The sequence below is a fragment of the Polynucleobacter hirudinilacicola genome (genome assembly GCF_002192535.1).
Lineage (GTDB): Bacteria > Pseudomonadota > Gammaproteobacteria > Burkholderiales > Burkholderiaceae > Polynucleobacter > Polynucleobacter hirudinilacicola.
In genome coordinates this window covers 116,349-141,599 of record NZ_NAIA01000002.1, presented here as the reverse complement: position 1 = coordinate 141,599, position 25,251 = coordinate 116,349, and the positions used below count along the sequence as shown (strand labels likewise).

Annotated in this window: 33 protein-coding genes and 1 pseudogene; 19 read left to right on the top strand and 15 right to left on the bottom strand. The window is 44.1% G+C overall.

The features are described 5' to 3' along the window. The first annotated feature begins 85 nt into the window (after positions 1–85). On the top strand, positions 86–1,111 hold the full coding sequence (locus B6A14_RS03420) for a DNA/RNA non-specific endonuclease (RefSeq protein ID WP_087909059.1): 1,026 nt from the start codon (positions 86–88) through the stop codon (positions 1,109–1,111). On the opposite strand, the gene B6A14_RS03415 is transcribed toward B6A14_RS03420, so the two are convergent. After that, positions 1,112–1,345, bottom strand: a complete 234-nt coding sequence (locus tag B6A14_RS03415) for a DUF3820 family protein (protein WP_087909058.1) — start codon at positions 1,343–1,345, stop codon at positions 1,112–1,114. A gap of 154 nt (positions 1,346–1,499) precedes the next feature. Between B6A14_RS03415 and B6A14_RS03410 the strand changes: the two genes are divergently transcribed. The 4 genes from B6A14_RS03410 to B6A14_RS03395 are packed head-to-tail and all read left to right on the top strand — an operon-like array spanning position 1,500 to position 4,200. Continuing rightward, positions 1,500–2,414: a DUF6662 family protein gene (locus B6A14_RS03410; protein ID WP_087909057.1), complete on the top strand. Its 915-nt coding sequence runs from the start codon at positions 1,500–1,502 to the stop codon at positions 2,412–2,414. A gap of 15 nt (positions 2,415–2,429) precedes the next feature. Further along, the gene (locus B6A14_RS03405) at positions 2,430–2,963 is read left to right on the top strand and encodes an FMN-binding protein (RefSeq protein WP_087909056.1); all 534 of its coding nucleotides are present in this window, start codon (positions 2,430–2,432) and stop codon (positions 2,961–2,963) included. Beyond that, the gene (locus tag B6A14_RS03400; protein ID WP_087909055.1) at positions 2,960–3,778 is read left to right on the top strand and encodes an FAD:protein FMN transferase; all 819 of its coding nucleotides are present in this window, start codon (positions 2,960–2,962) and stop codon (positions 3,776–3,778) included. The genes B6A14_RS03405 and B6A14_RS03400 overlap by 4 nt, the downstream gene beginning before the upstream one ends. Continuing rightward, positions 3,775–4,200 carry a hypothetical protein gene (locus tag B6A14_RS03395; protein WP_087909054.1) on the top strand — a complete coding sequence of 142 codons (426 nt, stop codon included), beginning with the start codon at positions 3,775–3,777 and terminating at the stop codon, positions 4,198–4,200. The genes B6A14_RS03400 and B6A14_RS03395 overlap by 4 nt, the downstream gene beginning before the upstream one ends. 46 nt (positions 4,201–4,246) lie before the next feature. On the opposite strand, the gene B6A14_RS03390 is transcribed toward B6A14_RS03395, so the two are convergent. From B6A14_RS03390 to B6A14_RS03380, 3 genes are read right to left on the bottom strand one after another with little or no spacing between them, the layout of a single operon-like run. Further along, positions 4,247–4,459 (bottom strand): YgaP family membrane protein, encoded by a 213-nt coding sequence (locus tag B6A14_RS03390; RefSeq protein ID WP_087909053.1) that lies wholly within the window; start codon positions 4,457–4,459, stop codon positions 4,247–4,249. Positions 4,460–4,487: 28 nt separating this feature from the next. Next, positions 4,488–4,805, bottom strand: coding sequence for an ArsR/SmtB family transcription factor (locus tag B6A14_RS03385; RefSeq protein ID WP_087909052.1), 318 nt, complete (start codon positions 4,803–4,805; stop codon positions 4,488–4,490). Between the two features lies 1 nt (position 4,806). After that, complete coding sequence (locus tag B6A14_RS03380) at positions 4,807–5,679, bottom strand: MBL fold metallo-hydrolase (protein WP_087909051.1); 873 nt, start codon at positions 5,677–5,679, stop codon at positions 4,807–4,809. 74 nt (positions 5,680–5,753) lie between these two features. Here B6A14_RS03380 and B6A14_RS03375 point away from each other — a divergent pair, with 74 nt between their 5' ends. After that, positions 5,754–6,575 carry a sulfite exporter TauE/SafE family protein gene (locus tag B6A14_RS03375; RefSeq protein WP_087909050.1) on the top strand — a complete coding sequence of 274 codons (822 nt, stop codon included), beginning with the start codon at positions 5,754–5,756 and terminating at the stop codon, positions 6,573–6,575. Between the two features lie 66 nt (positions 6,576–6,641). After that, on the top strand, positions 6,642–7,142 hold the full coding sequence (locus B6A14_RS03370; protein ID WP_087909049.1) for a hypothetical protein: 501 nt from the start codon (positions 6,642–6,644) through the stop codon (positions 7,140–7,142). On the opposite strand, the pseudogene B6A14_RS03365 reads toward B6A14_RS03370, so the two are convergent. Both B6A14_RS03365 and B6A14_RS03360 read right to left on the bottom strand, forming a co-directional pair. Continuing rightward, positions 7,131–8,041 (bottom strand): annotated as a pseudogene (locus B6A14_RS03365) (EamA family transporter). The gene B6A14_RS03370 and the pseudogene B6A14_RS03365 overlap by 12 nt on opposite strands. Further along, a complete protein-coding gene (locus tag B6A14_RS03360) occupies positions 8,034–9,659 on the bottom strand; it encodes a GMC family oxidoreductase (protein WP_087909048.1) in 1,626 nt (541 codons plus the stop codon). Before B6A14_RS03360 ends, B6A14_RS03365 begins: the two are co-directional and overlap by 8 nt. Positions 9,660–9,757: 98 nt before the next feature. Between B6A14_RS03360 and B6A14_RS03355 the strand changes: the two genes are divergently transcribed. From B6A14_RS03355 to yjgA, 3 genes are read left to right on the top strand one after another with little or no spacing between them, the layout of a single operon-like run. Then, on the top strand, positions 9,758–10,060 hold the full coding sequence (locus B6A14_RS03355; protein WP_087909047.1) for a type II toxin-antitoxin system RelE/ParE family toxin: 303 nt from the start codon (positions 9,758–9,760) through the stop codon (positions 10,058–10,060). Between the two features lie 40 nt (positions 10,061–10,100). Beyond that, positions 10,101–10,418, top strand: a complete 318-nt coding sequence (locus B6A14_RS03350) for a helix-turn-helix domain-containing protein (RefSeq protein ID WP_087909046.1) — start codon at positions 10,101–10,103, stop codon at positions 10,416–10,418. Between the two features lie 30 nt (positions 10,419–10,448). After that, entirely contained in the window at positions 10,449–10,976 is a 528-nt protein-coding gene (gene yjgA, locus B6A14_RS03345; RefSeq protein WP_087909045.1) for a ribosome biogenesis factor YjgA, read from the top strand. A 17-nt stretch (positions 10,977–10,993) separates the two neighbouring features. Here the strand turns inward: yjgA and B6A14_RS03340 are convergent, their stop codons facing one another. The 5 genes from B6A14_RS03340 to pcaD are packed head-to-tail and all read right to left on the bottom strand — an operon-like array spanning position 10,994 to position 13,773. Continuing rightward, positions 10,994–12,049 (bottom strand): acyltransferase family protein, encoded by a 1,056-nt coding sequence (locus tag B6A14_RS03340; RefSeq protein WP_087909044.1) that lies wholly within the window; start codon positions 12,047–12,049, stop codon positions 10,994–10,996. Between the two features lie 28 nt (positions 12,050–12,077). Further along, complete coding sequence (locus B6A14_RS03335; RefSeq protein WP_087909043.1) at positions 12,078–12,257, bottom strand: hypothetical protein; 180 nt, start codon at positions 12,255–12,257, stop codon at positions 12,078–12,080. A 46-nt stretch (positions 12,258–12,303) separates the two neighbouring features. Continuing rightward, a complete protein-coding gene (locus tag B6A14_RS10565; protein ID WP_407947029.1) occupies positions 12,304–12,546 on the bottom strand; it encodes a hypothetical protein in 243 nt (80 codons plus the stop codon). Next, complete coding sequence (locus B6A14_RS03330) at positions 12,506–12,907, bottom strand: HdeD family acid-resistance protein (RefSeq protein WP_201721463.1); 402 nt, start codon at positions 12,905–12,907, stop codon at positions 12,506–12,508. The genes B6A14_RS10565 and B6A14_RS03330 overlap by 41 nt, the downstream gene beginning before the upstream one ends. Positions 12,908–12,957: 50 nt before the next feature. Next, positions 12,958–13,773 carry a 3-oxoadipate enol-lactonase gene (gene pcaD, locus B6A14_RS03325; RefSeq protein WP_087909042.1) on the bottom strand — a complete coding sequence of 272 codons (816 nt, stop codon included), beginning with the start codon at positions 13,771–13,773 and terminating at the stop codon, positions 12,958–12,960. 110 nt (positions 13,774–13,883) lie between these two features. Here pcaD and B6A14_RS03320 point away from each other — a divergent pair, with 110 nt between their 5' ends. Genes B6A14_RS03320 through B6A14_RS03305 form a run of 4 tightly spaced genes read left to right on the top strand, consistent with a single transcriptional unit; the run spans position 13,884 to position 16,473 of the window. Then, positions 13,884–14,888: a Bug family tripartite tricarboxylate transporter substrate binding protein gene (locus B6A14_RS03320; RefSeq protein WP_087909041.1), complete on the top strand. Its 1,005-nt coding sequence runs from the start codon at positions 13,884–13,886 to the stop codon at positions 14,886–14,888. Between the two features lie 9 nt (positions 14,889–14,897). Then, positions 14,898–15,806 carry an amidohydrolase family protein gene (locus B6A14_RS03315; protein ID WP_161491102.1) on the top strand — a complete coding sequence of 303 codons (909 nt, stop codon included), beginning with the start codon at positions 14,898–14,900 and terminating at the stop codon, positions 15,804–15,806. Between the two features lie 56 nt (positions 15,807–15,862). Next, positions 15,863–16,087 (top strand): hypothetical protein, encoded by a 225-nt coding sequence (locus B6A14_RS03310; RefSeq protein WP_087909039.1) that lies wholly within the window; start codon positions 15,863–15,865, stop codon positions 16,085–16,087. A 14-nt stretch (positions 16,088–16,101) separates the two neighbouring features. Further along, positions 16,102–16,473 carry a hypothetical protein gene (locus tag B6A14_RS03305; protein ID WP_087909038.1) on the top strand — a complete coding sequence of 124 codons (372 nt, stop codon included), beginning with the start codon at positions 16,102–16,104 and terminating at the stop codon, positions 16,471–16,473. A 6-nt stretch (positions 16,474–16,479) separates the two neighbouring features. Here B6A14_RS03305 and B6A14_RS03300 read toward each other — a convergent pair whose 3' ends face one another. Then, a complete protein-coding gene (locus B6A14_RS03300; protein ID WP_087909037.1) occupies positions 16,480–16,860 on the bottom strand; it encodes a type II toxin-antitoxin system death-on-curing family toxin in 381 nt (126 codons plus the stop codon). Positions 16,861–16,863: 3 nt separating this feature from the next. Continuing rightward, positions 16,864–17,112, bottom strand: a complete 249-nt coding sequence (locus tag B6A14_RS03295) for a prevent-host-death family protein (protein ID WP_087909036.1) — start codon at positions 17,110–17,112, stop codon at positions 16,864–16,866. 199 nt (positions 17,113–17,311) lie between these two features. Between B6A14_RS03295 and B6A14_RS03290 the strand changes: the two genes are divergently transcribed. Genes B6A14_RS03290 through cobA form a run of 3 tightly spaced genes read left to right on the top strand, consistent with a single transcriptional unit; the run spans position 17,312 to position 20,496 of the window. Then, positions 17,312–19,027: a nitrite/sulfite reductase gene (locus B6A14_RS03290; protein ID WP_087909035.1), complete on the top strand. Its 1,716-nt coding sequence runs from the start codon at positions 17,312–17,314 to the stop codon at positions 19,025–19,027. Further along, a complete protein-coding gene (locus B6A14_RS03285) occupies positions 19,024–19,608 on the top strand; it encodes a DUF934 domain-containing protein (RefSeq protein WP_087909034.1) in 585 nt (194 codons plus the stop codon). The genes B6A14_RS03290 and B6A14_RS03285 overlap by 4 nt, the downstream gene beginning before the upstream one ends. 18 nt (positions 19,609–19,626) lie before the next feature. Next, positions 19,627–20,496, top strand: a complete 870-nt coding sequence (gene cobA, locus B6A14_RS03280) for a uroporphyrinogen-III C-methyltransferase (RefSeq protein WP_236635643.1) — start codon at positions 19,627–19,629, stop codon at positions 20,494–20,496. Here the strand turns inward: cobA and B6A14_RS03275 are convergent. After that, the gene (locus B6A14_RS03275) at positions 20,419–20,781 is read right to left on the bottom strand and encodes a sirohydrochlorin chelatase (RefSeq protein ID WP_087909032.1); all 363 of its coding nucleotides are present in this window, start codon (positions 20,779–20,781) and stop codon (positions 20,419–20,421) included. The genes cobA and B6A14_RS03275 overlap by 78 nt on opposite strands. Positions 20,782–20,928: 147 nt before the next feature. Between B6A14_RS03275 and B6A14_RS03270 the strand changes: the two genes are divergently transcribed. Together B6A14_RS03270 and B6A14_RS03265 are read left to right on the top strand one after the other, a co-directional pair. After that, the gene (locus B6A14_RS03270; protein ID WP_087909031.1) at positions 20,929–21,948 is read left to right on the top strand and encodes a calcium:proton antiporter; all 1,020 of its coding nucleotides are present in this window, start codon (positions 20,929–20,931) and stop codon (positions 21,946–21,948) included. Positions 21,949–22,074: 126 nt separating this feature from the next. Beyond that, positions 22,075–22,578: an MraY family glycosyltransferase gene (locus B6A14_RS03265; RefSeq protein WP_087909030.1), complete on the top strand. Its 504-nt coding sequence runs from the start codon at positions 22,075–22,077 to the stop codon at positions 22,576–22,578. 600 nt (positions 22,579–23,178) lie between these two features. Here B6A14_RS03265 and B6A14_RS03260 read toward each other — a convergent pair. Then, positions 23,179–25,098, bottom strand: coding sequence for a polysaccharide biosynthesis protein (locus tag B6A14_RS03260; protein WP_087909029.1), 1,920 nt, complete (start codon positions 25,096–25,098; stop codon positions 23,179–23,181). Between the last annotated feature and the right edge of the window lie 153 nt (positions 25,099–25,251).

Genomic DNA, 25,251 nt, shown 5'->3' with positions numbered 1-25,251 from the left:
TCGGATCAAATGCTTATTAGCTCCATGGCTAGCCCCATTGAAAAATTGGCAGGAGTGTTTCTAGCACGTCCTAAACTTACATCCTATGAAATCCCATCGCCAGTTTCTTGTCCTAGCAGTCCTGTTCGGTCTCCTAAACCCACTGAGTGCCTTTGCCCTATTTCAGGATTGCAAGGATCTATTCCCAGGGCAGAAGATTCCGAGCACCCAACAGGTAGGGCGTGACCTCTGCTTTGATAGCTTTGCGATCTATTACTCACCCTCAGATAAGAAGCCTATCTATACCGTGGAGAAGTTGAGTCGAGAGCAGTTATTGGCTCCTCACCCCAAAAGAAGTAACCAGTTCTACGAAGAAGCCAGGCTGCCATTGGCCGAGCGTTCACTCCTTTCAGACTACCGTGGGAGCGGTTATGACCGAGGCCACAACGCTCCAGCTGGAGATATGACGAATGAGCGCTCAATGACCCAATCATTCTCATTGGCAAACATGATGCCCCAGGCTAGACAAAACAATCAAGGCATTTGGGCTAAGAATGTGGAAGAGCCGACCAGACTTTATGTCAAGAGAGCAGCTGGAGATATTTATGTCTACACCGGATCAACTGGTAATAGTGGCAGTATCGGTAGCGGTCGCGTCACCATTCCCAGTCATTTATACAAACTGGTTTATGACCCAAGTAAAAATTTAGCCTGGGCTTATTGGATTGAGAACACCAACGAAGCCACTATGACTCCGCCGATCTCTTATCAAGACTTGGTTCAAAAAACCGGGATTGATTTTCAGCTAGCGCTCAATACAGGGACAACTAAAGCTCAAGCAGCAACGCCGGAGCCCAAGTCAAACAAAGCCATGGTGGGAGGGTGGTACCCGGTCTTTTTTGATGATTACTCATCAATCAAGATAGATCAACTCATCAATCACATTAAAGAAGGTCAGGTAGTGAGTATTGAGATTCAATATGACCGCAATAGTGACCTGGCTAAAAAAATTGTCGCTCAAATTGCATTACAAACATCAATTACGCCTGTCTTAGTTCACAGTAGCCCGCCAGATTCAGTCACCGTGACTTATGAGCGCAACCGAGTCACTGCAATCATCAGATCAAGGTAGTTAAGGCCTAGTATTCAAACCATGGGCCCTCTGAATGGGGGCCAAAAGTCCACGCAAGCCATTGTGATCGAGCGTGTGCATCAACTCTAGCAGCTGCCCCAGCTCCCCTTTGGGAAATCCCTCTCTTGCAAACCAGGCTAAATAATTTCCTGGCAAGTCTGCGAGAGCGCGCCCAGCATGTTTGCCGTAAGGCATTTTCATTAAGACGAGTTTCTCGAGAGCTTCTGCATTCATTGAAGTGAAATCTTACAAGCAATACAGAAAAGTCTCATAAGAAAAGCCATTTATCAGAAGCTGGTCATTTTTCTATTTAAGAATCATTCTCATTTGATGCTATATTGAGAACTATTCTCATTTAGATTTTTTCAACCACTCACCTGATACAACTATGAAAATAACCATCAAAAGACTGATTGCCTTTAGCTTCATCATCGCAAGTGCACTTCATTTCTCCTTTGCCAATGCCGGCGAAGGAGTATTCGGCTGGATCTATACCCTAGACCTTCAACCCAAAGGTAAGTTGGAGTTTGAACAACGCCTACAACTCAATCAACAACAGGCCGCTGGAACCTATGAGGCATGGACTGCCAGATCAGAATTGGAATATGGCTTAACAAATGATTTGCAAATTGCCGGCTATATCAATTCTTACTACACCAATGCAAATCAGAACTACACCAATCCTGAAGCATGTGGCGATGAGCCAAGTTGTACTGGCGGCTATGCAGTGCCGTCCTCGCATGATCCTGCTACGGCATATAGAAAGAGTGGTATTGAAGGGGTCTCACTGGAAGCCATTTATCGACTTACCAATCCGGTGACTTCTCCTGTTGGAGTGGGATTTTATTTAGAGCCTACCTGGGGTAAAAATAAAGATGAGCTAGCAGCTCGACTCTTGTTGCAGTCTAACTTCCTAGATGATCGTTTAATACTTGCCGGTAATGTTGTAGTAGCAAATGAGCGCTTGAAATTTATTGAGAATGGCAATGTCCCCGAATCAATGCTCGATTTTTTAGTGGGGGCCAGCTATCGGTTTGCTCCTAAGTGGTCTGCAGGCGTAGAGGCACGCTTTCATAACGATTACTCAGAACTTAATCTACGCAACCAAGTACAACGCGCCACCTTTGTGGGGCCCAACGTGCACTACGCTTCCAAAGACTGGTGGGTAACTGGCGCCTGGCGCTATCAACTGGCTGGCGGTAACTGTATGGGTGGCGGTGAAGCTGAATGTTCCAACGCTCGGGTATGGGATAGCCATACCGTCAATGAATTCATTCTCAAAGTTGGATTTCCACTGAACTAAAGATAAAAACATTCAATGAACTGGAAACCCAACCCTTTTGCGATTGTTGGCTTAGCAATGGTGACCGCCCCCATTATTGCTCAGGCAAAGATTTATGTGACAGCGGATCAAGTACAGAAAATTCTGCTCCCCAATAAGCAGCTCATAAAAGCACCCATCATCATTACCGATGATCTCCAAGAAAGAATGCGGCTAGCCTCCAGTATTCGCTACCCCTTTCAAGGAGACCGGATCTGGAAAGCATCTGATGGTAGCTGGCTCATTATTGATGAAGTTGTTGGCAAACACGAAATGATTACCTATGCCGTGGGGATCGCTCCGAACGGTAGTATTTTAGGTATTGAGATTTTGGAATACGTTGAGTCTTATGGCTACGAGGTAGCAGAAGCTCAGTGGCGTAAACAGTTTGTTGGTAAGTCGGCGAAAGACCCTATCAAACTCAATCAAGATATCCAGAATATTGGTGGAGCGACCCTTTCTTGCAAACATATTACTGATGGAGTCAAGCGAGTAGCAGTCTTGTATGACTTAGCTTTAAAGACTAAATGACTATCCGCTGCCAAGCCCTTTTGGGAACATTTGTTGAAATTACTATCGATCAAGAAGGTGATGGGGCAATCAATAAAGCATTTACTGCTGTAGGGCAAGTTCAACACTTGATGAGTTTTTATGATCCTTTAAGTGAGCTCAATCAAATTAATCGCTGGGCTCATCAAGTATCACTGGTAGTTCACCCGTGGACCGCTGAAATCATCAAGATTGCCCAAGAGATTTATCAGCAATCAAATGGCTTATTTAATTGCGGCATTGGGCATAGACTTGTTGCGGCCGGCTTATTGCCTCGCCATCTTAATTTATCCCAATATGAGCTAGGCGGCATTGAAGATATCCACTTTATAGACCCGCAAACCTTAAGAGTCTCTAAGCCCGTATGCCTTGATCTCGGAGGAATTGCCAAAGGGTTTGCAGTCGATAAGGCTGTTGAGAGTTTGCTGGCAAGCGGCATTCAATCGGGTTGCGTGAATGCGGGAGGTGATCTACGGGTCTTTGGAGCGCCAAGACCAATTCACATTCGAAATCCACGTTTGCCAAATCAATTAATTGATATTGGCTCTCTGCAAAGTGGGGCCATTGCTACAAGTGGCTTGTACTTTTCCAATCGCGATGAAGAGCAAAGTCACATCATCAATCCCTTTGCAAAAGATGAATCTGAGGCACATCTCCATTTCTCGGGTTCTTATTCTGTTTTAGCCAGTCAATGCGTTTATGCAGATGCCCTTACTAAGGTCCTCGCTCTTTCAGGCATCCATGATCATGCTTGCTTTACTTACTTCTCAGCAAAGGCCATCAGGATTGCCGCATGAGTCGTTTAGGAAAGATGCCCGGCTGGCAAAGATTATTTGTGATTGGCGGTATGCTTACCTGCTCTATTAGTGGCAGCCTATATTTACTTGGTCATGAATTTCAGATTCAAAGAGCGGCCTTAGGAAATCACAACGTGCTAGCCTTGCATGGAGTCTTTGCGATGATCGCAACTCTAGCTCTAGGATCGGTGCTGCCCTTTCACTTAAGGGCTGGCCTTAAATCCAAAAAGAAATGGTTGAGTGGACTTGGTCAACTGAGCTTCTTGGCGGCATTGCTGATTACCGGAGCCTTGCTATATTACGGATCCGCTGAAATTCGAGATGTAGTCGTTAGCATCCATTGGATCTTAGGATTACTATTCTTTGTTGTTTTTTTAGCCCACTCAATCTTGAGATTGGAAATGAGTAGTATTAAAAAATAAAAAAGGGGTGCACTTGGCATCCCCTTTAGGTAAATCTTGGCACAATTTACTTGCTAGATGAGCTCTTATCAGAAGATACTCCGCAAGAATTCACGCTAAGCAAAGTATAGGCGGGGCAAAAACGAAATAATCCGGTTGCCAAGGGAATCACACCCAACCAGCCCCATAATCCAATGACATTACTCGCCGCAAGTGCCACCAACAATGCGCCAACTGCGATTCTTAAAATACGATCAATACCACCGACGTTGCATTTCATAGTTAACCTCTTCTTTTGATAAAACGTTCTACTTCTTACAATAGTGCTTATATAGCAAGCCCATGACTGCTATTGCTACCTGGCTAGCTAGTGAGTAGTAGATTTGTTTGCCATCTCTACGAGTCTTCACTAGTTTTTCTTTTCGTAAAACGGTTAGTTGTTGTGAGAGCGTTGGCTGATGAATATCTAGAGCAGCCTCTAACTCACCAACACATTTTTCACCCTGACCAATCTCACATAAGAGCATCATGCGATCGCGGTTTGAAAGGACCTTCATGAGCTTGCAAGCATCTTCCGCAGAAGCTTGCATTCTTTTGAGCTCAGCTTTTGAAATAGGGATATTCATATCAGAGAGTATTCAGTGGAATTTTTAGATAAGACTTGCCATTCGGCTCAGGCTCAGGAAAGTGACCAGCACGAATATTGACCTGGATCGATGGCAGGATCAGATGAGGCACCTCCAAAGTAGCATCGCGCTTACTACGCATTTGTACAAATGCATCTTCAGCAATGCCATCATGTACGTGAATATTACTTTGCTTCTCTGCGCCCACATTACTGAGATGAGCTACTGGTCGATCACTTGGCGGGTAATCGTGACACATGTACAGCTTGGTTTCATTGGGATAACTCAAGATTTTCTGGATAGATTGATATAAGGTCTTCGCATCGCCGCCCGGGAAATCACAGCGCGCCGTGCCAACATCCGGCATAAACAAGGTATCCCCTACAAATAAGGCATCCCCAATTTCATAGGCCATGCAAGCTGGGGTGTGCCCTGGAACGTAGATTGCTTTTAAAGATAAATCGCCAAAATCTAGTGACTCTCCATCCTTGAGCAAATGATCAAATTGCGAACCATCAACTGGAAAATGTTCATCTAAATTAAAGATACCTTTGAAAACATTTTGTACATTAGTAATGTGATCGCCAATCACAATCTTGCCGCCAAGCTTGCCTTGTAAATATGGGGCAGCAGTCAGATGATCTGCATGAGCATGGGTTTCCAAGATCCAGGCTAGCTGCAACTTCTTCTCAGCAATAAATTGAATGACCTCATCGGCAGAGTTGGTGGTAGTTCGACCTGACTTGGACTCATAGTTCAAAACCGAGTCAATCACCACACAAGCACTACCTTCACCCTCATACACTACATAGGTAAAGGTCCAGGTTCCTGGATCGAAAAAGGCTTTAATGTCAGCGTTTACTTTTGGGTTCACAATGGTCTTTCTAAGATCGCTCTAGGTAATTAATATATATATTTATATATTATCTTAATATAAAATAAATTGCAATGGATTACTCAATACTGATCAGCCCCGCCTTAGGTATCCTCGTAGGCCTCCTAATGGGCCTTACTGGCGCTGGTGGAGGGATTTTGTCCGTCCCATTGCTTGTCTTTGCCCTCCATCTATCTGTGGCAGAGGCAGCCCCAGTAGCCTTGTCTGCCATAGCGTTAGCTGCTGGCGTTGGCGCACTATTGGGACTGAAAAATAAAATCTTGAGATATAAAGCTGCTGGATTTATGGCGATCTTTGGATTAATGCTATCACCAGTAGGTCTGTGGTTAGCACAACGTGCACCCAATGGGCCGCTATTAATTTTATTTAGTTTGACGCTCTTTTATTCATCCACCAATCTCTACAGACAGGCTAGCAGAGAAATATTAGGCATTACTGACTCAGCAAGCAAACCACCGCCATGCTTGCTAGATCCATCGATTGGTAAGTTGGCTTGGAATATTCCTTGTGCAAGAGCGCTCATGTTTTCTGGTGGAGTAGCAGGGTTTCTATCTGGGCTTCTGGGTGTTGGGGGTGGCTTTGTAATTGTTCCTGCACTGAAGCGCTACACCGATCTACCAGTGCAATCGATTGTGGCTACTTCATTAGGCGTGCTTGCGGTTATTTCAGCTGGTGGCGCTGTGTTTTCTGCTGCTTCTGGAAACTTGAATTTACTGCTTGCAGCACCCTTCTCTTTAGGGGCTTTAGGGGGTCTTTTGATTGGAGCGGCGTTTGGTAAAAAAATCAGTGGTTCGCGCTTGCAGCAAATTTTTTCGCTTCTTACTTTTGCAGTGGCAATTAGCCTAATGGCTAAAGGCATCAAAAGCTATTACTAAACCATGAAAAAGCCTCTCTTTTCCTTGTTCTTTATACTGAGCTTAAGTCTTTTAGGAGTTTTACTGATGACTGTTAGCAAGCCAAGCTCATTTTTATCAACCTCACTGTATGCCATCTCAGGAACGGTGAGCAATCTAAATAATGAATTACTGGAATACGTGAATCCAGAAAAACCAACGCACGATCATTCCTCTATTTATTACAAGCGCTTCTTTATCTCTAAGTTTAATTTAGGTGATAAAGCAATTGAAGCAAAATTTTCTACTCCCATGAAGATTGCTGATGGTGACTTATTGACTGTATCGGGCTACGCTAAAGGTGAGATCTTTCAGGTACTGGCTTACCAAAACACTAGTCAGCAAGTCAGTAGTCATGAAAACTGGGTCATGCTGGGACTAGGCGCTTTATTCTTTGCCGCAGTTGCTCTTGGATTGCTCAATAGTGAATTAGTTACAGAAGGTGCACTCGTTCCGAAGCTATTCTTACTTGGCTTTACTTTAGTGGCAATCTATATGGGATATCGCGCCCTCCTCATTCGAGAAGCAATAAAACTTTTATCGACCTAGTTTTCTGAAATACTTTTCAAGATTCGGCCAAAATAAGTTGACGATGAGGCCAGCAATCACTAAGGCGGCAGCCAAAATTTTCCATAAAGGCAGTGGTTCGCTTAAAAAATAGACCGAAGCACCCATCCCAAATATCGGCACTAATAATGGGGCTGGTGCCACTACTGCAGCAGGATGCTTTGAGAGTAGCCAAGCCCAAGCAGCATAACCAAAGACGGTATTACCCCACGATTGCCAAAACACACCAGCCCATGCAGTCATTGGCGCAGAACTGATTGAAGTGCTCATCTGCTCCCAACCACCTTCAAAAATCCAGGAAATCAAAAAGAGTGGTGGTAGCGAAAACACACTTGCCCAGACGACATAAGCAAGCATATTATAGAGCCAGCACGCCGACTCACTGTATTACCAATCCCCCATGAGAGCCCTGCGATGACTACTAAAGCGATTCCTAGAAAAGTGGTGTTTGTATCGGTATGGAGCGCAATAACTCCAAGGCCAGTCATGGATACTGAGACAGCAACTGCTTGATAAAGCTTCAAACGCTCTTTTGCAAAGAACATTGCAAATCCAATAGTGAAAAATACCTGTGTCTGCACTACCAAGGAAGCTAAGCCTGGAGAAATTCGTCCATCAATCGCAAAAAACAAGATACCGAATTGTCCGACTCCAATAGCGACACCATATGCACACATATTGGCCCAAGAGACCTTAGGTCTGGGTATAAAAAATGCTAAGGGTAAAAATGCAAAGGTATAACGTAGCGCTGCAAATAAGAATGGCGGAAAGGCTTCTAAAGAAAGCTTGATAACCACAAAGTTTGTTCCCCACACCGCCACAATAGCTAAAGCCAGCAGAAGATGACCTAAGGGAAGCTGATTACTTTTGGGACTATTCACCAGCGAGTAACTCCGCAACACGCTCTGCAATCATCATCGTTGGAGCGGCGGTATTACCTGAAGTGATAGTCGGCATAGCTGAGGCATCGACCACCCGCAGATGATGAATACCTCTGATGCGCAATTGAGAATCTAATACTGCCATCGGATCATCTACACGCCCCATCTTGCAGGTGCCAACCGGATGAAAAATAGTGGTACCTATATCACCAGCGGCTTTAACCAACTCTGCTTCAGTTTGGTACTGCGCACCCGGTTTGTATTCTTCTGGTGAGTAAGGCTTGAGTGCTGGGCTTTGCACAATCTTGCGCGTTAAACGCAAAGACTCCGCCGCAATTTTGCGGTCTTCCTCAGTGGATAAATAATTTGGGCAAATTACTGGTGGCGCTTCAGGATCAAGTGAATTGATATGCACACTGCCACGAGATGTAGGTCTCAGATTGCAAACACTGGCTGTGAAGGCATTAAATGAATGCAAGTCTTCGCCAAACTTCTCTAATGAGAGTGGTTGCACGTGATATTCCACATTAGCGCTCTTTTGCGTTGGAGAACTATAAGCAAAAGCACCCAATTGGGATGGTGCCATCGACATCGGGCCAGAGCGCCTCAAGAGATATTCCAAACCAATCATCAACTTACCAAACCAAGAGTTGGCCTTGGTGTTGAGAGTCTTAATGCCATTGACTTTATAAATCATGCGCAGTTGTAGGTGATCTTGCAGGTTTTCACCAACCCCTGGTAAATCGGCCATTACCGGAATGCCCAATGCAGAAAGATGTGCGGCAGCACCGACTCCAGAGCGCTCTAGTATTTGCACGCTCCCAATCGAGCCCGCGCTGAGCAAGACTTCGCCACCCTGCTCAATTACGCACAAGGCATCGCTGAGAATGCCATCCTTGCGATACTCCACGCCATAGCAATTCTTGTTAGCAGGATCAATTTTGAGCTTAGTGACCATCGCTTCAGTAATCACCGTCAAATTGCTGCGCTTGGCCGCCTCTTTTAAAAAAGCCTTGGCAGTGTTTAATCGCAAACCAGCGCGCTGACTAACATCAAAGTAGCCTACGCCAAAGTTATCGCCTCGATTAAAGTCATCTGATGCAGGAATGCCAGCCTCTACAGCAGCCTCTCTAAATTTATCCATAATGGGCCAGCGTAAGCGTTGCTTGGATACCGTCCATTCACCACCTTTGCCATGCCATTCATTGGCAGCACCATGGTAATCCTCAAACTTTTTGTAACGGGCTAGAGCATTTTGCCAAGACCAAGCATCGTCACCAGTAGCCTCCACCCAAGAGTCGTAGTCTCCAACTTGGCCACGCATATAAATCATTCCGTTAATAGAGGAGCATCCACCTAGAACTCTGCCACGGGGATAAATCAATGAGCGGCCATTGAGACCTTTTTCAGCAGCAGTCTTAAAACGCCAATCCGCCCTCGGGTTATCAATGCAGTACAGATAACCCACCGGAATATGAATCCAAATGTAGTTATCACTCTTGCCCGCCTCAATCAGTAAAACCTTCTTTTGGGGGTTTTCAGTCAAACGCTTGGCCAACATACAGCCAGCGCTGCCTGCCCCAATAATGATGTAGTCGTAGGTATTTACTTGAGTCATATGCTTTGCTGCCTATTATTTACCAATACAAAAAATCAGGTATTTCTTGTCACTTTTGTTGATTTGTTATAGAATCATTTTTGATCTAATATTAGATCATGAGAACTACCTATAGAAAAGCTTTTGCCCAATTTGTAAAAAAGGCCTCCAAGCCTTTGCAGTTAGCAATAGAAATTAGAGTTACTGAAGTTTGTAATGATCCCAGGATAGGCCAACAAAAGCATGGGGATCTCCAGGGAGTATTTGTTTATAAATTTCGCTTTAATACACAGGAATATTTGATGGCTTATCAATATGATCATTTTGAGGGTGCCACCGAAATAACTTGGATAGAATTTTCCCAAATAGGGCCTCATGAAAATTTTTATACAAGATTAAAAAAATCTATTAGGTTCAAATGATAAGTTCAAGCCATTTCAATTTAAAAAGTGAGGTCTACATATGACTCAATATATGAGTGCTGAGGATCTATTTGCTCTCGTTCAAAGGATGCCGTCAAAAGAACGTATTAAATTTTTTTCTTTAATTGCAATAAATGCCTTCCAGGAAACTGAATACACGCATGAACAAGTATTTGGGCATCTAAGAAATGCGACCTTTTCAGCAGAAGAGGCTGCAGAATTTTTAGAGGTCTCGCTTCCAACCTTGCGCAGATATGTTCAGGCAGGCAGATTGAAGCCCACATCAATCATTGGAAGAAGCCAATTATTCTCTAGCGCTGATCTGAAACTTCTAAAGCAGAAAATCAGCAAAGAGTAGTTAAGTCCAATACCCGTCTAAAATAGTCATATGCATATTAATGAGAAGAATCGCACACCCAAAGTTGTTGAGGCTGATGAAGGCCCTAGCAAGTCTGAGCTAAAGCGCCAAATGACGGAACGCCAGAAATTGGCAGAAGTCTTGGCAGCCTTAAGTAGCGATGCCCTCAAAACGATTCCTTTAGATGAAGCCATCAAAGTAGCGATTGCAGAAACCAATAAGATCAAAAGCTTTGAGGCGATTCGTCGACATAAGCAATATCTTGGCAAGCTCATGCGTTTTTTGGATGAAGAAGAGTTAGATGCTATTCAAAAACGTTTAGATGCTATTCAAGGGGTGAGCAAGGCAGAGACTGCTAAATTACATTTTTTGGAAAGCTATCGCGATCGCTTAATTGCCAATGATGAAGCTTTCACCAAAATGATTGAGCAATATCCCGATATGGATATTCAGAATATGCGCACTCTGATTCGCAATGCCCGCAGAGAAAAAGAGCAAAATAAGCCACCTAAGGCTTATCGAGAAATCTTCCGAGTTTTAAAGGACATGGGACTCTAGATAACGTAAGTCTAGATTTAGATTTTGAGGCGCAGCGCCGGTACCTCAACAGCGCGATATAAATAGTTGGCAGCAATCATGCTGCACCCCACTACCCCCAACATCAAGGCAATCGCTAGCATCCCGCTTTCATGCATGTACATGCCTGTTGCAATGTATAGCGTATTAGCTAGCAAGATTAATGCAAAGTGAATCAGAAACGCACAATAAGAACGCTGACTTCCCCAAGCAATTGCTTCTAGCATTTTGCTATCTGCAGATGGATATGATTTATTTCCCCAAAATAGCAATGCTATTGCAACGAACCAGGCTAAAAAATTTCTAAGCCAAATTTCTTGAAAGGAGGAGATGACAATGATGATTCCGATGAGTAATAGCGCGATTTTGGCTAGGCGATTCACGCCCTGATTATCAAAGCACTTAGCTAGGTAGGCCAAGACCCCTAAGCTGTAAGAGCCAATGAAATAGATAAAGTAGGCCTCATACGTACCAGAGCGATTAAAGAACAAAAGTGAACTCACTGCTAGCATGCTAATCACCCAAATGACTGCCTGATATCTTGGAAAGGAAATCAACAAAATAGCCAACACTGAATACAACTGCCAATCAATCGCGATATACCAAGCACCTGCGGAGATAGAATCCAAGCCCAAAATTCCTTGAATAAAAAAGAGGTGGGCTAAAAATTGGGAGAGCGTTTCAGATTCACCCACGAATTCATCATTGACCCAAAAGCGCGCAATATAAGCACAGGCAATCGTGAAGATTAATGCGGCAGCATAGGGAGCAAAGAGGCGTAAATAGCGATTGAGGATGACCTTGAGTAATCCTTGTGCGCTAAATTTGACATTAGCATAGCGAGTTAAAGACTGGGCAGCTAAATAACCCGCCATCACTAAGAATATTTGTACAGCAAAGCGACCGTACTCAAAAAGCCAATTCATGATGCCGGGTAAAGCCTTACGAGCATCCTCTGCAATCTGCCCATAACTCGATAAATGGTGAAGAATAATCAGAAGAGCCGCAAAGACCTTTAAAAAATCAATTAGAAGAAGTGATGAGGATTGCTTCAAGTAATTTCCTAGCGATCGGCAGAAATATTTACTTCGTTTTCTTCTTGCCCATTAAAGAAGCTAGCATCGGGTTTGACTCTGCTAGCTCTTTTTTAGTTTTCGCTTTTGCTTCAGCAGCCCCAAGCTTGGGAGTCTTGGCAGCATTTTTCATCCGCTGAGCAGTAGTTAAGGCTAGGTTCTTATACAGGTCGGTTTTTTTCATTGTCATGATGTCTGCTCTTTATATCTAATGACTTATGAGATTGGTTCGAGAATTACTTAGTTAATGACTCAGTTACCGTCTTCGCCACTGACTTAGCTGCCAAGCCTAGGAATAGTAAAGACCAGCCTTGTAATATTAATTCAATGGCGATGAGTAAACCTGGTAACCACAGGCTTGATGCTGGAAAGCTATTCATGATGAGCGCACCCATCAAAATGGAAATTGCGGAAGAAAGTACTAACCAAATCCATTCATTAAAATGACGATGCTGAAATGCAGTAATTAATCGCAGCACACCGGTTGCAAAAAAAAATGGCTGCCATCCATAAGGTAATGGCCTCCAGTGCAGGAATCGGAAATGACCAGGTGAAGATTGCAGCAGCTATATACAAAATAGCCAAGAGCATTTGGACGCCCACACTTTTCCAACCCTTGGACTTCATCGCATGTACTGCTTGCAAAACGCCGCCTGCAAACAAAAAGATGCCTAGAACGTTAATCGATACAAATGAGAATAAGGTCTGTCCGGCAATGCCAATCATCCCCAGAAGAACAAACAAGATTCCCAGGCCAATGAGCGCGCCAGGCACTTTTGCGGCCGCGCCCAATACTTGCGTGCGGATCTCTTGTATTTGAGTGCTGGATAGTTCGGTCATGGGTGCTTTCTAAAGTTCATGCAATTAAATTTCTGAAAAAATATCGGGTCTTACAAAGTCTGATCTACAGAGTCGATAAATTCTCGTACTGTGCGATTAAATGCGGCAGGCTGCTCAATATTGGATAAGTGCGCTGCATCTTCAAGCACCACCATCTTAGAGCCATCAATGAGGCGATGTAAAACAGTGCCTTGATCTACTGTACAGGCTGGGTCATGTCTACCGGAGAGAACCAAAGTAGGTGTTTTAATCTTGAGAAGCATCGTACTTTGCGCCATATCGCGCACGGCACTGCCGCAACCCATATAGCCATCTGCATTAGTAGCCAAAATCATTTGGCGCACTTTTTCAATATCACCGGGAGCGCGCTCGATAAATGGCGCAGTGAACCAACGCTTGATCGTGCCATCAACTAATCCGGCAATACCTTGTGTGCGCGCAATCTCAAAACGCTCTTCCCACAAACTGCGTGGTGGCATTTCAGAAGCGGTGTTACAAAGTGATAGGGAATAAATACGCTCTGGATAGCGGGCGCCTAATTGCTGGCCAATCATGCCGCCAATAGATAAACCCATAAAGTGGGCTTTTGCAATTCCGAGCGCGTCTAATAGTCCAACTGCATCATCTGCTAATTGGGCAATGGTGTATGGGCCAGGGCTAACTGCCGACTGTCCATGCCCTCTTTTGTCATAGCGCAGTACACGGTAGCGATCGGCCAATGCAGGCACATTCCAATCCCACATACTGCCATTGGCCATTAAGCTATTTGCTACCAATAAAACACGGCCATCTTTAGGACCATCAAATCGGTAGGCGATATCTACCCCATTTACCTTGACGGTCTGGGCATCATGCATTTGTGTCATTTGTCTCCACCTTCTCTGTATTTCTGCCAGCTTCTATTTATCTATTGACTAGAGCATGTTAGATTATCCGATGAAACTATAAAAAACGATAAAAACACCAAGGAGACATTATGTTTACATTACCTAATCAGGGCCAGTACACCCTCAAACTCGGAAAATCATTCTTAGCTTTGGGCTTTCTTGCTCTAGCAAGCATTAGCCACCAAAGCCATGCGCAGAACTATCCTAACCGCACTGTCAAAATGGTAGTTCCATTAACAACCGGCTCTGGCGCAGATATCGCTGGGCGGGTAGTGGCAAAAAATCTTTCTGAAACCTGGAAGCAATCGGTCATTATTGAAAATCGCCCTGGTGCCGGCGGATTGATTGGCACTGGCGTGGTAGTGAACTCAGAGCCAGATGGCTATACCTTGCTCGTGCAATCCGCATCGTATGCAGCTAATCCAGCAATCTATAAGAAACTGCCTTATGACCCACTCAAGAGCTTGGTCGATGTCGCTATTCTTGGGCAGACTCCTTACGTGATGATTACGGCAGCAGATGGTCCTTATCAAAGTATTCGAGATCTAGTGATTGCTGCTAAATCCAAGCCAGGAGAAATTACTTTTGCTTCTGCTGGTGTTGGTAGCTCCACCCATTTGGCCGCTGAATACTTCAATCAGATCATGGGCATCAAACTCATTCATGTGCCTTACAAAGGATCTCCTGAAGCCATTGCCGACACGATGTCTGGTCGCACGGCTTTTTATATGGCGCCACTTGATACAGCCATTGGTCAACTCAAAGGTGGCAAAGTGCGCGCTTTAGGCATTACTAGTAAAACTCGTAATGCCGCAGTTCCAGAGATTGCCAGCATTGCTGAGCAAGGCTATCCCGCTTTTGAAATTGGTCTTTGGTTTGGTGTGTGGGCTCCCGCAGGAACTCCAGCTGCAGTAATTAAAAAGATCAACATCGATATCAATCAATCGATGCAAGATCCCGAAGTCAAAACTGCTTATGAAACTAAAGGCATTAAAGCAACCCCAATGAGCCCTGCAGAATTTGGTAAGTTTGTTCGTGAAGAAATGGCGAAGTATCAAAAGATTGCCAAAGAAGCGAATATCGAACCGCAATAAAGAATTGCTTTGACTCAAACCGCTTCAGCACCCCTGTGCCAAGCCCCCGATCCAGAAATCAGATCTCCCAAAATCGCATTTCCATCTGGGGCAGTAGACTGTCATGCCCACGTTTGCGGGCCAGCTAGCCAATATCCGTATGCGCAAGAGCGCATCTATACACCGCCTGATGCCACACTAGAAAGTTACAAAGACTTACTCAAGATGTTGGGCGTAGATCGCGCAGTGCTAGTACAACCCAGTGTGTATGGCACAGACAATCGCGCGATGCTTGCTGCACTCAATATCTATCCTGAGCAATTGCGCGGGGTAGCAGTGATTCCGAGTAACCTCCAAGACATCACTGACGCCTACTTAGAAGAACTGCACAGTGCTGGCGTCCGTGGCATTCGCTGCAATATTGTTGATGTTGCCGATAAATCTGCTGAGCTACCCATTCAAAATTTAAAAGATTTGGCCAACCGCATCAAACCTTTTGGCTGGCATCTAGAGTTACTGATGCATGTGAATGAATATCCCGATCTAGCTAAAGTGTTTGAAAATTTTCCGGTAGATTTAGTCTTTGGGCATTTTGGTTACTCCCATGCAAAACATGGAATCCAGAATGAGGGTTTCTTGGGACTTTTAGAGCTTCTCAAAAGTAACCGTGCTTGGGCCAAAATGACGGGACCTTATCGGATTTGCGATGGTGGTCTTCCCTATCTGGATATGCGCCCATTGAATGACGCTGTGATCAAGGCAAACCCCCGTAGGCTAGTGTGGGGAACAGATTGGCCCCATGTCATGGTCAAGAAGCAAATGCCCCATGATGCCGATCTATGTGATCTATTGGGATCATGGGTTGTCGATGAAAATCTTAGAAAATCGATCCTGGTCGACAACCCCTGTATCCTGTATGACTTTGCAGCACCGAATTGATAAACAAGCGCTAACCAAACAGCACAAACAGTATTTAGTAAGAAAGAAATCAACTGATGGATAACACCCTCACCATTATTTTTGGCATTGTTGCCATGCTCCTGCCGCTAGTAGTAGGACGCCTGGTTTGGAAACGTTTTGATCGTTGGTTTGGTCGTAACGATGAAGCCTACATGGATACCCTAGAATATTTTCTCAAGAAAATTGGTCTGACCATACTGGTTGCCTTTATCCTGCTGTGGCTTGGGATGACCTTAGTATTTAATGGTAGCGGCTCTTAAAATAGTTACTCATCATGAATAATCAGCTCAAAGAAATCGTTACTAAAGCAAAGTTGAACTTTGCTATTTTGGCTGGCATCCTGGCATTAGCCGTCATTGGAAAATTTACTAATCCTGAATTTACCAACACGGTTTTCGTTACCGCTGATCAACTCGTCTCAGACTTATATATTGTCTTTATCGCCATTACCTTGGGCGCTTTTATTCCGAACTTTAAGCTTGTCGCCTTGGGATCGATTGCCGCCTTTATAGGCATTGCAATCCTCATTCAAATGGGCATCTTTACTTACCTAACGATTGATTACGTCTTTTCAATCTTGATCGTCATTCTGGGCTTTGCATCAATTGCCAACCTCTATAGGCACTATCGGGAATTTCGGTTTTAGCAAAAATTAGCTGGTATGGCTCCTTAGCCACCCAGCCAGCTCAACCTCGGTCTTCATATCTGAAGCAATTGCAATAATCCAATCACCCAACTCAAGAGTTGGAAAATTAATCTCAATGCCGTTTTCAGTTAGTATGAAAAATAGTACTGCAGCTGATGTTCTTTTATTCGCATCATTAAAACAATGCCCTTTAGCGATAAAAGTTGCGTAGCATGCTGCCAAGTCAAAGGCATCCGAAATAAATCCAAACTGCAAGCGGTTATGCACCCTCTCTAGCGTAGCCTCTAAGGATTTATCTTTTGCTAAGCCTCGCAACTCTTTTTTACCAATGACCGCATCATGAATCAATATGACATTTTCAACATCAATGACAACAAATTGAACCATTAATTACTTATCTTTAAGGTAGTCTAAGACGTGATCAATCTTTGGTAACTTGGAGCTTATAAACTCAGTCACTTGATCCTTTGAGGCAAGTTTCAATTCAATATCGGCCAGAGCAGCTTTGGGCACAAAATAACCAATAGCTTCGTTACGATTCAATATCGCTACAGGCTGATTGCCAGCTCTGGCAATCACCTTATTCGGCTCCCTCAGCTCTGTAAGTGATGCGGTGAGAGATGTTAATAGGTTTTCCATAAAGCCTCCAATTAAATATATTTTTAATTATATATTTAAATACATTGAGATAGCAATATGCTTTTTAACTCCCTCAAAGCTATTGAAGCAGACTTTTGAGGTTTGAATGGGTTTTTAGGCTCTTTATATCTAAATCGCTATATGGAAACGACTTTTAAGTATTTGTAGCAATATCAAAAGAACTAGACAATCGTTTCCTATGTATAGATATGACCATATTGACCAAACCCTGGTAGATCAACGGGTTGCCCAATTCAGAGACCAAGTTGCCAGGCGCCTGAATGGCAGCTTAGCCGAGGAAGAGTTTCGTCCACTGAGATTGCAGAACGGTCTTTATTACCAGCGCCATGCCTACATGCTGCGTATTGCCATTCCATACGGTCTATTTAACTCTAAACAATTGCGCACGCTGGCGTTCATTGCTGACAAATATGATCGTGGCTATGGGCACTTCACTACCCGGCAAAACATTCAGTTCAACTGGGTTACCTTAGAAGACGCTCCTGATATTTTAGCTGAGCTCGCCAAAGTCGAAATGCATGCCATTCAAACATCTGGCAATTGCATCCGCAATATTACAAGTGATGCATTTGCTGGGGTTGCCGCTGATGAATATGTAGACCCACGCCCCGTTTGTGAGTTACTACGTCAATGGTCAACACTCCATCCAGAGTTTGCTCACTTGCCTCGTAAATTTAAGTTTGCAATTAATGGGGCTAAAGAAGATCGCACAATTTTGCTTTGCCATGATATGGGTATTGAGCTAAAGAAAAATAATCATGAATTAACTGCGGATATCTACGCTGGTGGCGGCATGGGTCGTACCCCAATCTTGGGCTCACTCATTAAAACCAACCTACCATGGCAGTTACTTCCCAGCTACCTCACTGCCCTCTTACGGGTATATAACCGCTTTGGCCGCAGAGACAATCTGTATAAGGCTCGCATCAAGATCTTAGTTAAGGCTTTGGGGCCAGCAGAGTTTGCCCGCCAGGTTGAAGGCGAATGGCTCCACAACAAAGCAGGTGATGACAATTTCACTCAAGCAGAATGGGATCGTGTTGCCAAACACTTTACTAAGCCTGCTTATCAGACTTTGCCAAAGCTCTCTGACGAGCAAGTGATTAATACGGCAAATGAAGCAGAAAGAGTGGCATTTACTAGATGGCTGGAGCGCAACGTTAAGCCTCATCAAGTATCAGGTTATACCAGCGTCATCCTCTCACTCAAGCCTCATGGCACGGTAGCGCCTGGTGATGCCACTACTGCGCAGATGTTGGCTATTGCAGATTTAGCAGACCAATATAGCTTTGGTGAATTGCGGGCAACGCATGAACAAAACTTAGTGCTAGCCGATGTAGAACAATCTAAGCTCTACGAACTGTGGCAAGAAGCTAAAAGACAAAAAGTAGCATTACCCAATATTGGCCTACTCACTGACATCATTGCTTGCCCTGGTGGTGACTTCTGCTCTTTAGCTAATGCCAAATCACTGCCTATTGCCAAGGCGATTCAGGAGCGCTTTGATGATCTAGACTACCTATTTGATCTAGGCGATATCAGCTTAAATATTTCTGGTTGCATTAACTCTTGTGGCCATCACCACGTGGGGAATATTGGCGTTTTAGGTGTCGATAAAGACGGTGAAGAGTGGTATCAAATCACCTTGGGTGGCGAACAAGGCAATGAAGCTGCCATTGGTAAAGTGATTGGGCCTTCTTTCTACGCTGATGAAATCCCCGATGTCATTACCAACATTATTAATACTTATGTGGAACAGCGCGCTGAGAACGAAGCTTTTATTGAGACCTATCGCCGCCTTGGGGTAACACCTTTTAAAGAAGCAGCCTACAAGAACAAGCAAGAAAATCTTCAGAAAAAGAATGGCATCCTAGTTGGTGAGGTTGCATTATGAGTCAGACAAGTGTTGTCACTCCAAATACGATTGCTGCCCATGAGCAGGTCTTGTATTTTCCTAAAGATGAAAACCCCAGCCTTGCTCCCAATGAGTGGTTAATTTGGAGTGGTAGCCAAGTTGAAGGTGGCTTACCTGACCTAGAGTATGGCAAAAGCAAGGTATTGGTGCCATTCTCCTGGTGGATAACCCATCACAATGAAACAGATATTCAGAGCAAAGCGAGCGCTGGTCTGATTAGCGTCTGGTTTGCAGCTGATGATGACATCCTCAAGCATGCTGATATGATTGAACGCGGCAAGACAGTGTGGCCACTCATTGCAGCCCACTTTCCTATCTTTAGAGATGGTAGAAGCTTTAGTACAGCAGCACTACTACGAGATCGTTTCCATTGGACTGGTGAGATCCGCGCCATTGGTGATGTACTCATTGATCAGCTATTGCAAGGTGCTCGTGTTGGATTCGATAGTTTCGCCCTACGTCCAGATCAAAATCTCGATGTTGCGCTTAAGCAATTCGATTTGTTCTCCGTTACCACTCAGAACAGCTGGCGCAATAAACGCGCAACGCTAAGCACCTAGTATGCGAACTCAGAAGCCATGACCAGAATGTCCAATAATCTAAATGATGCACTTGGCAAAGTGTATTTAATTGGCGCCGGGCCTGGTGCAGCAGATCTCATTACCGTGCGTGGCGCCAAGTTACTAGCGCAAGCTGATATTGTTTTTCATGATGCTTTGGTTGGTCCTGAAATGCTCGATCTTTGCCCACAAGCTATTCAAGTAGCAGTTGGCAAGCGTTGCGGTAAGTTGTCTTCTGCTCAGCACTTTATCAATAAACGTTTAGTCGATGCAGCACAAAAATACCAAACTATTGTCCGTCTGAAGGGTGGTGACCCTATGCTCTTTGGTAGAGCCGATGAAGAAATCACCGCCATTAAAGAGGCAGGTATTGCAGTTGAAGTGGTTCCTGGCATTACTGCTGCGCTTGCGGGTGCCGCTAGTCTTCAGCAATCATTAACATTGCGCGGTATTTCACGTAGCGTTGCTTTTGTGACGCTCTCGCAAGGTACTGAAAATATTCCAGATAACCAATCAATAGCGCCAACCTCAAATCCTAATGCAGATACCCTCGTTTATTACATGGGGCGCAAAGATGCAGCACGAATATCTCAACAACTTATCAAGAAAAATACTGGGGGCTTAATTAAACACAACCCAGATACACCAGTCCACATACTTGAAGCTGTTAGCACCCGGCATGAGCGTCACTGGACTAGCACCTTAAAAGAATTAGCAGCAGGCAAAGTGGATTCTTGGTTTGATAGCAACTCACCTGCACTGATTATGATTGGAGAGGCTTTAAGAAACCACTCTGCCAATAGCCAAAATTTAGAGGGCCCTGGCTCCGAAATCGATAATGGCTTGCAAGACAGCCAGGTCATCACCCACAGCGCTCGTCGAGCGTAGTTGCACGCCAGGGAACTTATCTCGACACTCCTCTAGTAAAGCAGGGAAGTCATTGCGCAAATGACCGCCTTGCCCAAAAAAGACTGGCACCACTATCACATCATTTGCGCCCTTGGCGCTTAAAGCTCTTACCGCCTCCTCCAATGAGGGCTGCATCATCTCTAAAAAAGCCAACTCAATAGGGGTATGAGTATGCTGCTCTTGCCACAATGCCGCAAGCCGGTCAAATGGCTCGCGCCAGCGACTATCTCGGGCCCCGTGACCAAATAAAATAATGGCTTTCATGGATAGTTATACACTCTCATATTGATAATTTTTCACGAATCAGAAATTGCCTGTAGTGCCGAGCAACTATAGCTTACCCTGATTTTCCATATCGCGCCTCGTCACTAAACCAACTAACATCTACCGAGACATCTCAATACTATCGATATGACAGCCCTACTTAGCCAAACTTGGTTCATCGTTCTCATGAGTGCCACACTTATTGGCGCAGTCCTGTCTGCCGTTCATCATGCTGAAGTCATTGCCCATAAGACTGGGGAGCCCTACGGCACTCTAGTGCTCTCCATCAGCGTGACTATTATTGAAGTGTCATTGATCATCTCGATGATGCTCACCGGTCATGATGGATCGCAATTTATTGCCCGTGATGCAGTTTTTGCCACAGTCATGATTGTGATTAATGGTGTGATTGGTTTATGCATTTTTGTAGGCGGTCTTACCCATCATGAAATGAGCTTTCGAAATGAAGGCACTAACTCCGCATTAGCGGTATTAACTGCATTGGCTACGTTCATTTTGGTCATGCCAACAGTAACTGTGAGTACACCTGGTCCTGACTTTACAAAAAGTCAGCTAGCCTTTGCTGGTATTGCTTCATTCGCCTTATATATTGCGTTCTTATTTTTTCAAACAGTCACTCACAGAGACTACTATCTGCCTAAAGCGCAGGACAAAAGGACTAATCAAAATACTCATGCCCAAAAGCCAAGCAAGCTCAAAACAGCTGTAAGTGCAGTCTTATTAATTCTTTCGCTAATTACTGTAGTAGGTCTTGCCGAATTACTAAGCCCTGCCATTGAAAGAGCGGTTGATGCGGCTGGCGCCCCAAAAACTATTGTGGGTATTGCGATTGCGCTTCTAGTTTTATTGCCTGAAGGATTTGCTGCTGTGAGAGCAGCAAAAGCGAACCGCCTTCAAAGTAGTTTGAACTTAGCATTAGGCTCCGCCTTGGCAAGTATTGGCTTAACGATTCCAACTGTGGCGGCAATTGCCATATTCTTCAATCTACCCTTAAGCCTAGGCATTAGCGACCTGAATATGGTACTGATGTACTTAAGCTTCTTTATTGGTGCACTGACGCTTGCCATTGGCAGAACCACCTTGCTACAGGGCATTGTTCATGTGATTATTTTCTTGGAGTATTTGTTTTTGAGTTTAGTGCCGTAATAGGGGATTACCCCTTACGGATTTTAAATACTCATTACTAAACCATAAAAAATATAGTCAAAGATCAGTAAAAATTCAAACCTATAAGGCTTAAAAGGCAGTTTTAGAATTTATAATGGTCTTCTAATGTCAGGTCTATTAACCGCCTTCATCTCCTCATTTATTGCTACCCTGCTCATCATTCGATTTGAGGGCTTACATAGTCGCTTTTCTGCAGATTCAAACTTAGATGGTCCTCAGAAGTTTCATAAATACTCAGTTTCTCGCATTGGTGGTGTGAGCATCGCCATTGGAATTTTTGCGGCCACCTTAATGCGGTTAAAGAACAATCCATTAAACATAGAGGAATTAATACTTTTAGTTTGCGTAATTCCGACTTTTGCAATAGGGCTAACTGAAGATCTCACAAAAAGGGTGGGCATTAAAACTCGTTTGATTTTTACGGCAATCGCTGCAGTAATGGCAGCCACTTACTTGGGCGCACAAATTACTCGACTCGATATTTCTGGTGTAGATTATTTATTTACTATTCCAGGGGTGGCAATTCTTTTTACCGTATTTGCAATTACCGGCCTATCTAATGCCTACAACATCATCGATGGATTTAATTGGTGGGCATCATCACGTTAATGAGCTTATTTGAGCTTTGTAGTTGCCGATCTTTGTTAATGTATTTAAGCCTTGTGATGGTTGCGGCTATCTTAGGATTCTTCCAACGGAACTGACCAAGAGATCTTATTTTAGGCGCAGGCGGCGCATACCTGATTGGTTTTTTGGCAGTAACAATCACAGTTTTTTAGTGTCTCGCCATATCAAAACTCAGAATGCAGTACCGCTAAAGCTGAGCTAGAATTTCGAGTAATACGAGCCTCTATTTTTGCCTGAGCCCAAGGCGCAATATTCACATACTCAATTTTTTGATATGGGTACTTACGAAAGTAGCCGCATGTAGGCCGATCAACTGATTGGTAATACAACCCGGGTCCATCTAAAGTAAAGGCATCTAAAGCAATCTGGGCACTACCGCATAGAATTTAAAATATTCCAGAATCTCTTGGATTGGGTAGCTCTTCAATAATGAATACACGACTCCATCCTGATATACGGGGCCTGAGAATGAATCTAGAAAAATTGCTTGAGCTCAGAAAGAAATGCTTAAGCTGACATAATCCATAACCATTCTAGAGGTGGATCAAGATCATGATGTAAGATCAACCTTAAATGGGGCGCTCATGGCTTAGGAATCCCCCCTCCATTCCAGTCTACTGCTTCGCCATTAGGCTGGTAGCCAGGCACTAACTTTTTGAGTATGTCTCTAATTAACTGGGCATTACATGTATCCAGGGCTAAATTAAGCTTTTCAAGCTCTTGTTGTAAATCACTCCAAGATAAAAATTCTTCATGCGCCTTCATGATTTTGGGATGAGCTGTTGGCTGTGGATTATTACCAATCAGGAGTTCTTCGTAGAGCTTTTCCCCTGGTCGTAAACCGGTGACTTCAATCTCTATATCACCATGAGGATGAGCTTCATCCTTGACCAATAGACCCGATAGATACACCATCTTGACTGCCAAATCATAAATACGTACAGGCTCACCCATGTCCAATACAAAGACATCACCCCCAACAGCCATGGCACTGGCTTGAATCACCAACTGCGCCGCTTCTGGGATAGTCATGAAATAGCGAGTCACTTCAGAATGTGTCAGGGTAATGGGTCCGCCTGCTGCAATTTGAGCGCTAAAAAGCGGTGCCACAGATCCTGATGAGCCCAGCACATTACCAAATCGCACCATCGAAAAGTTGGTTGAATGATCGTCTTTAATTTCTGCCATTGCTTGCAAAACTAGTTCGGCAATGCGCTTACTGACACCCATGATATTTGTTGGTCTGACAGCCTTATCAGTGCTCACTAAAATAAAATTGCTTACACCGCACTCTAAGCTAGCCTGGGCACAGGTGAATGTTCCAAAAACATTATTGCGAATGCCTTCAGCGGGATTTTGCTCAACCAATGGGACATGTTTATATGCAGCCGCATGAAAGACTGTAGCTGGCTGATGAGCCCTAAAGATCATTCGCAAAAAATCACTATCTCGGACCGAGGCTAAGCAAGTCACCAAATTGATTGGCAAAGCTGGGCGAGGCATAGAATCTTGGTCATCGTCGCCATTCACTAAATGATTACCCTTAAGCACGACAACAGCCTTCTTTAATTCCTCATAGATTAAATAAAGAGCATGCTCACTACTATCAAGCAGGATCAATGATTTAGGAGAAAGCTTTATAATTTGACGGCACAGCTCACTACCAATGGAGCCGCCCGCTCCAGTTACCAATACAACTTGGTTGCGAATATTTTTTTCTAATAGCCCTACTTCAGGCGGAACTACCGCTCTGCCAAGCAAGTCATTCATATCCAGATCATGCAAGTCTGCAATCCTTACCCGACCAGAGGCTAAATCAATGAGTCCCGGCAAGGTGCGAACACGTACGCCACATCCATTTAATGAGGCGATAATTTCGCTTCTACGGTTTTGGTTCACAGAGGGAATAGCCAGAAGCACATCCGTAATATCGAATCGATGGACAAGATCTTTCAAACCAGTATTGGGATATACGGAAATTCCATTAATCGTACTCCCCTGCAAATAAGGATCATCGTCAATAAAACCTTTGACTAACATTTCTTGATTACTAGATATGCCCAATGCCAATTGACGGCCTGCTGAGCCAGCTCCATAAATTAGCGCAACAGGCTGAGTTCGATAAAATGACTTTTGCACATTATTGATGTTGCCCAACCAATAGCGCACAAAGTATCGACTGGCACCAATTCCGATAAACAATAGGATTGGTTGAATGACACCAATTGACCTAGGCACGTCATCCACCCCAAGGAGTGTAAAAGTGCAAAAAAATAAGCTTGTGTAGATGATGAAAACGCGCGCCATTGAAGCGAGTGCAGCCGAGCCAACATACCTAAAAATAGCCCGATATAAACCAAAAGAAATAAAGAGAGGAAATGAGAATCCAATGGCGACAATGAGAACTATCCACTGTTGACCTTGAAAATACCCCCACTGGTCCAAGCGAAGCCCAAAAGCCAGCCAAACACTGAATGCGGAAATAATGACATCACAGCTCATTACTACACCCCTCTTAACTGAGCGAGGTAGGTTTAATAATGACTGTTTAGTTGCATTAATGGGCACAATTTTGATTATAAATTACATAGCCAAATTAAGGAAATTTAGCATTTAATGAGGCAAATAAGCCATTCTGCTCTAAAAATACACTCA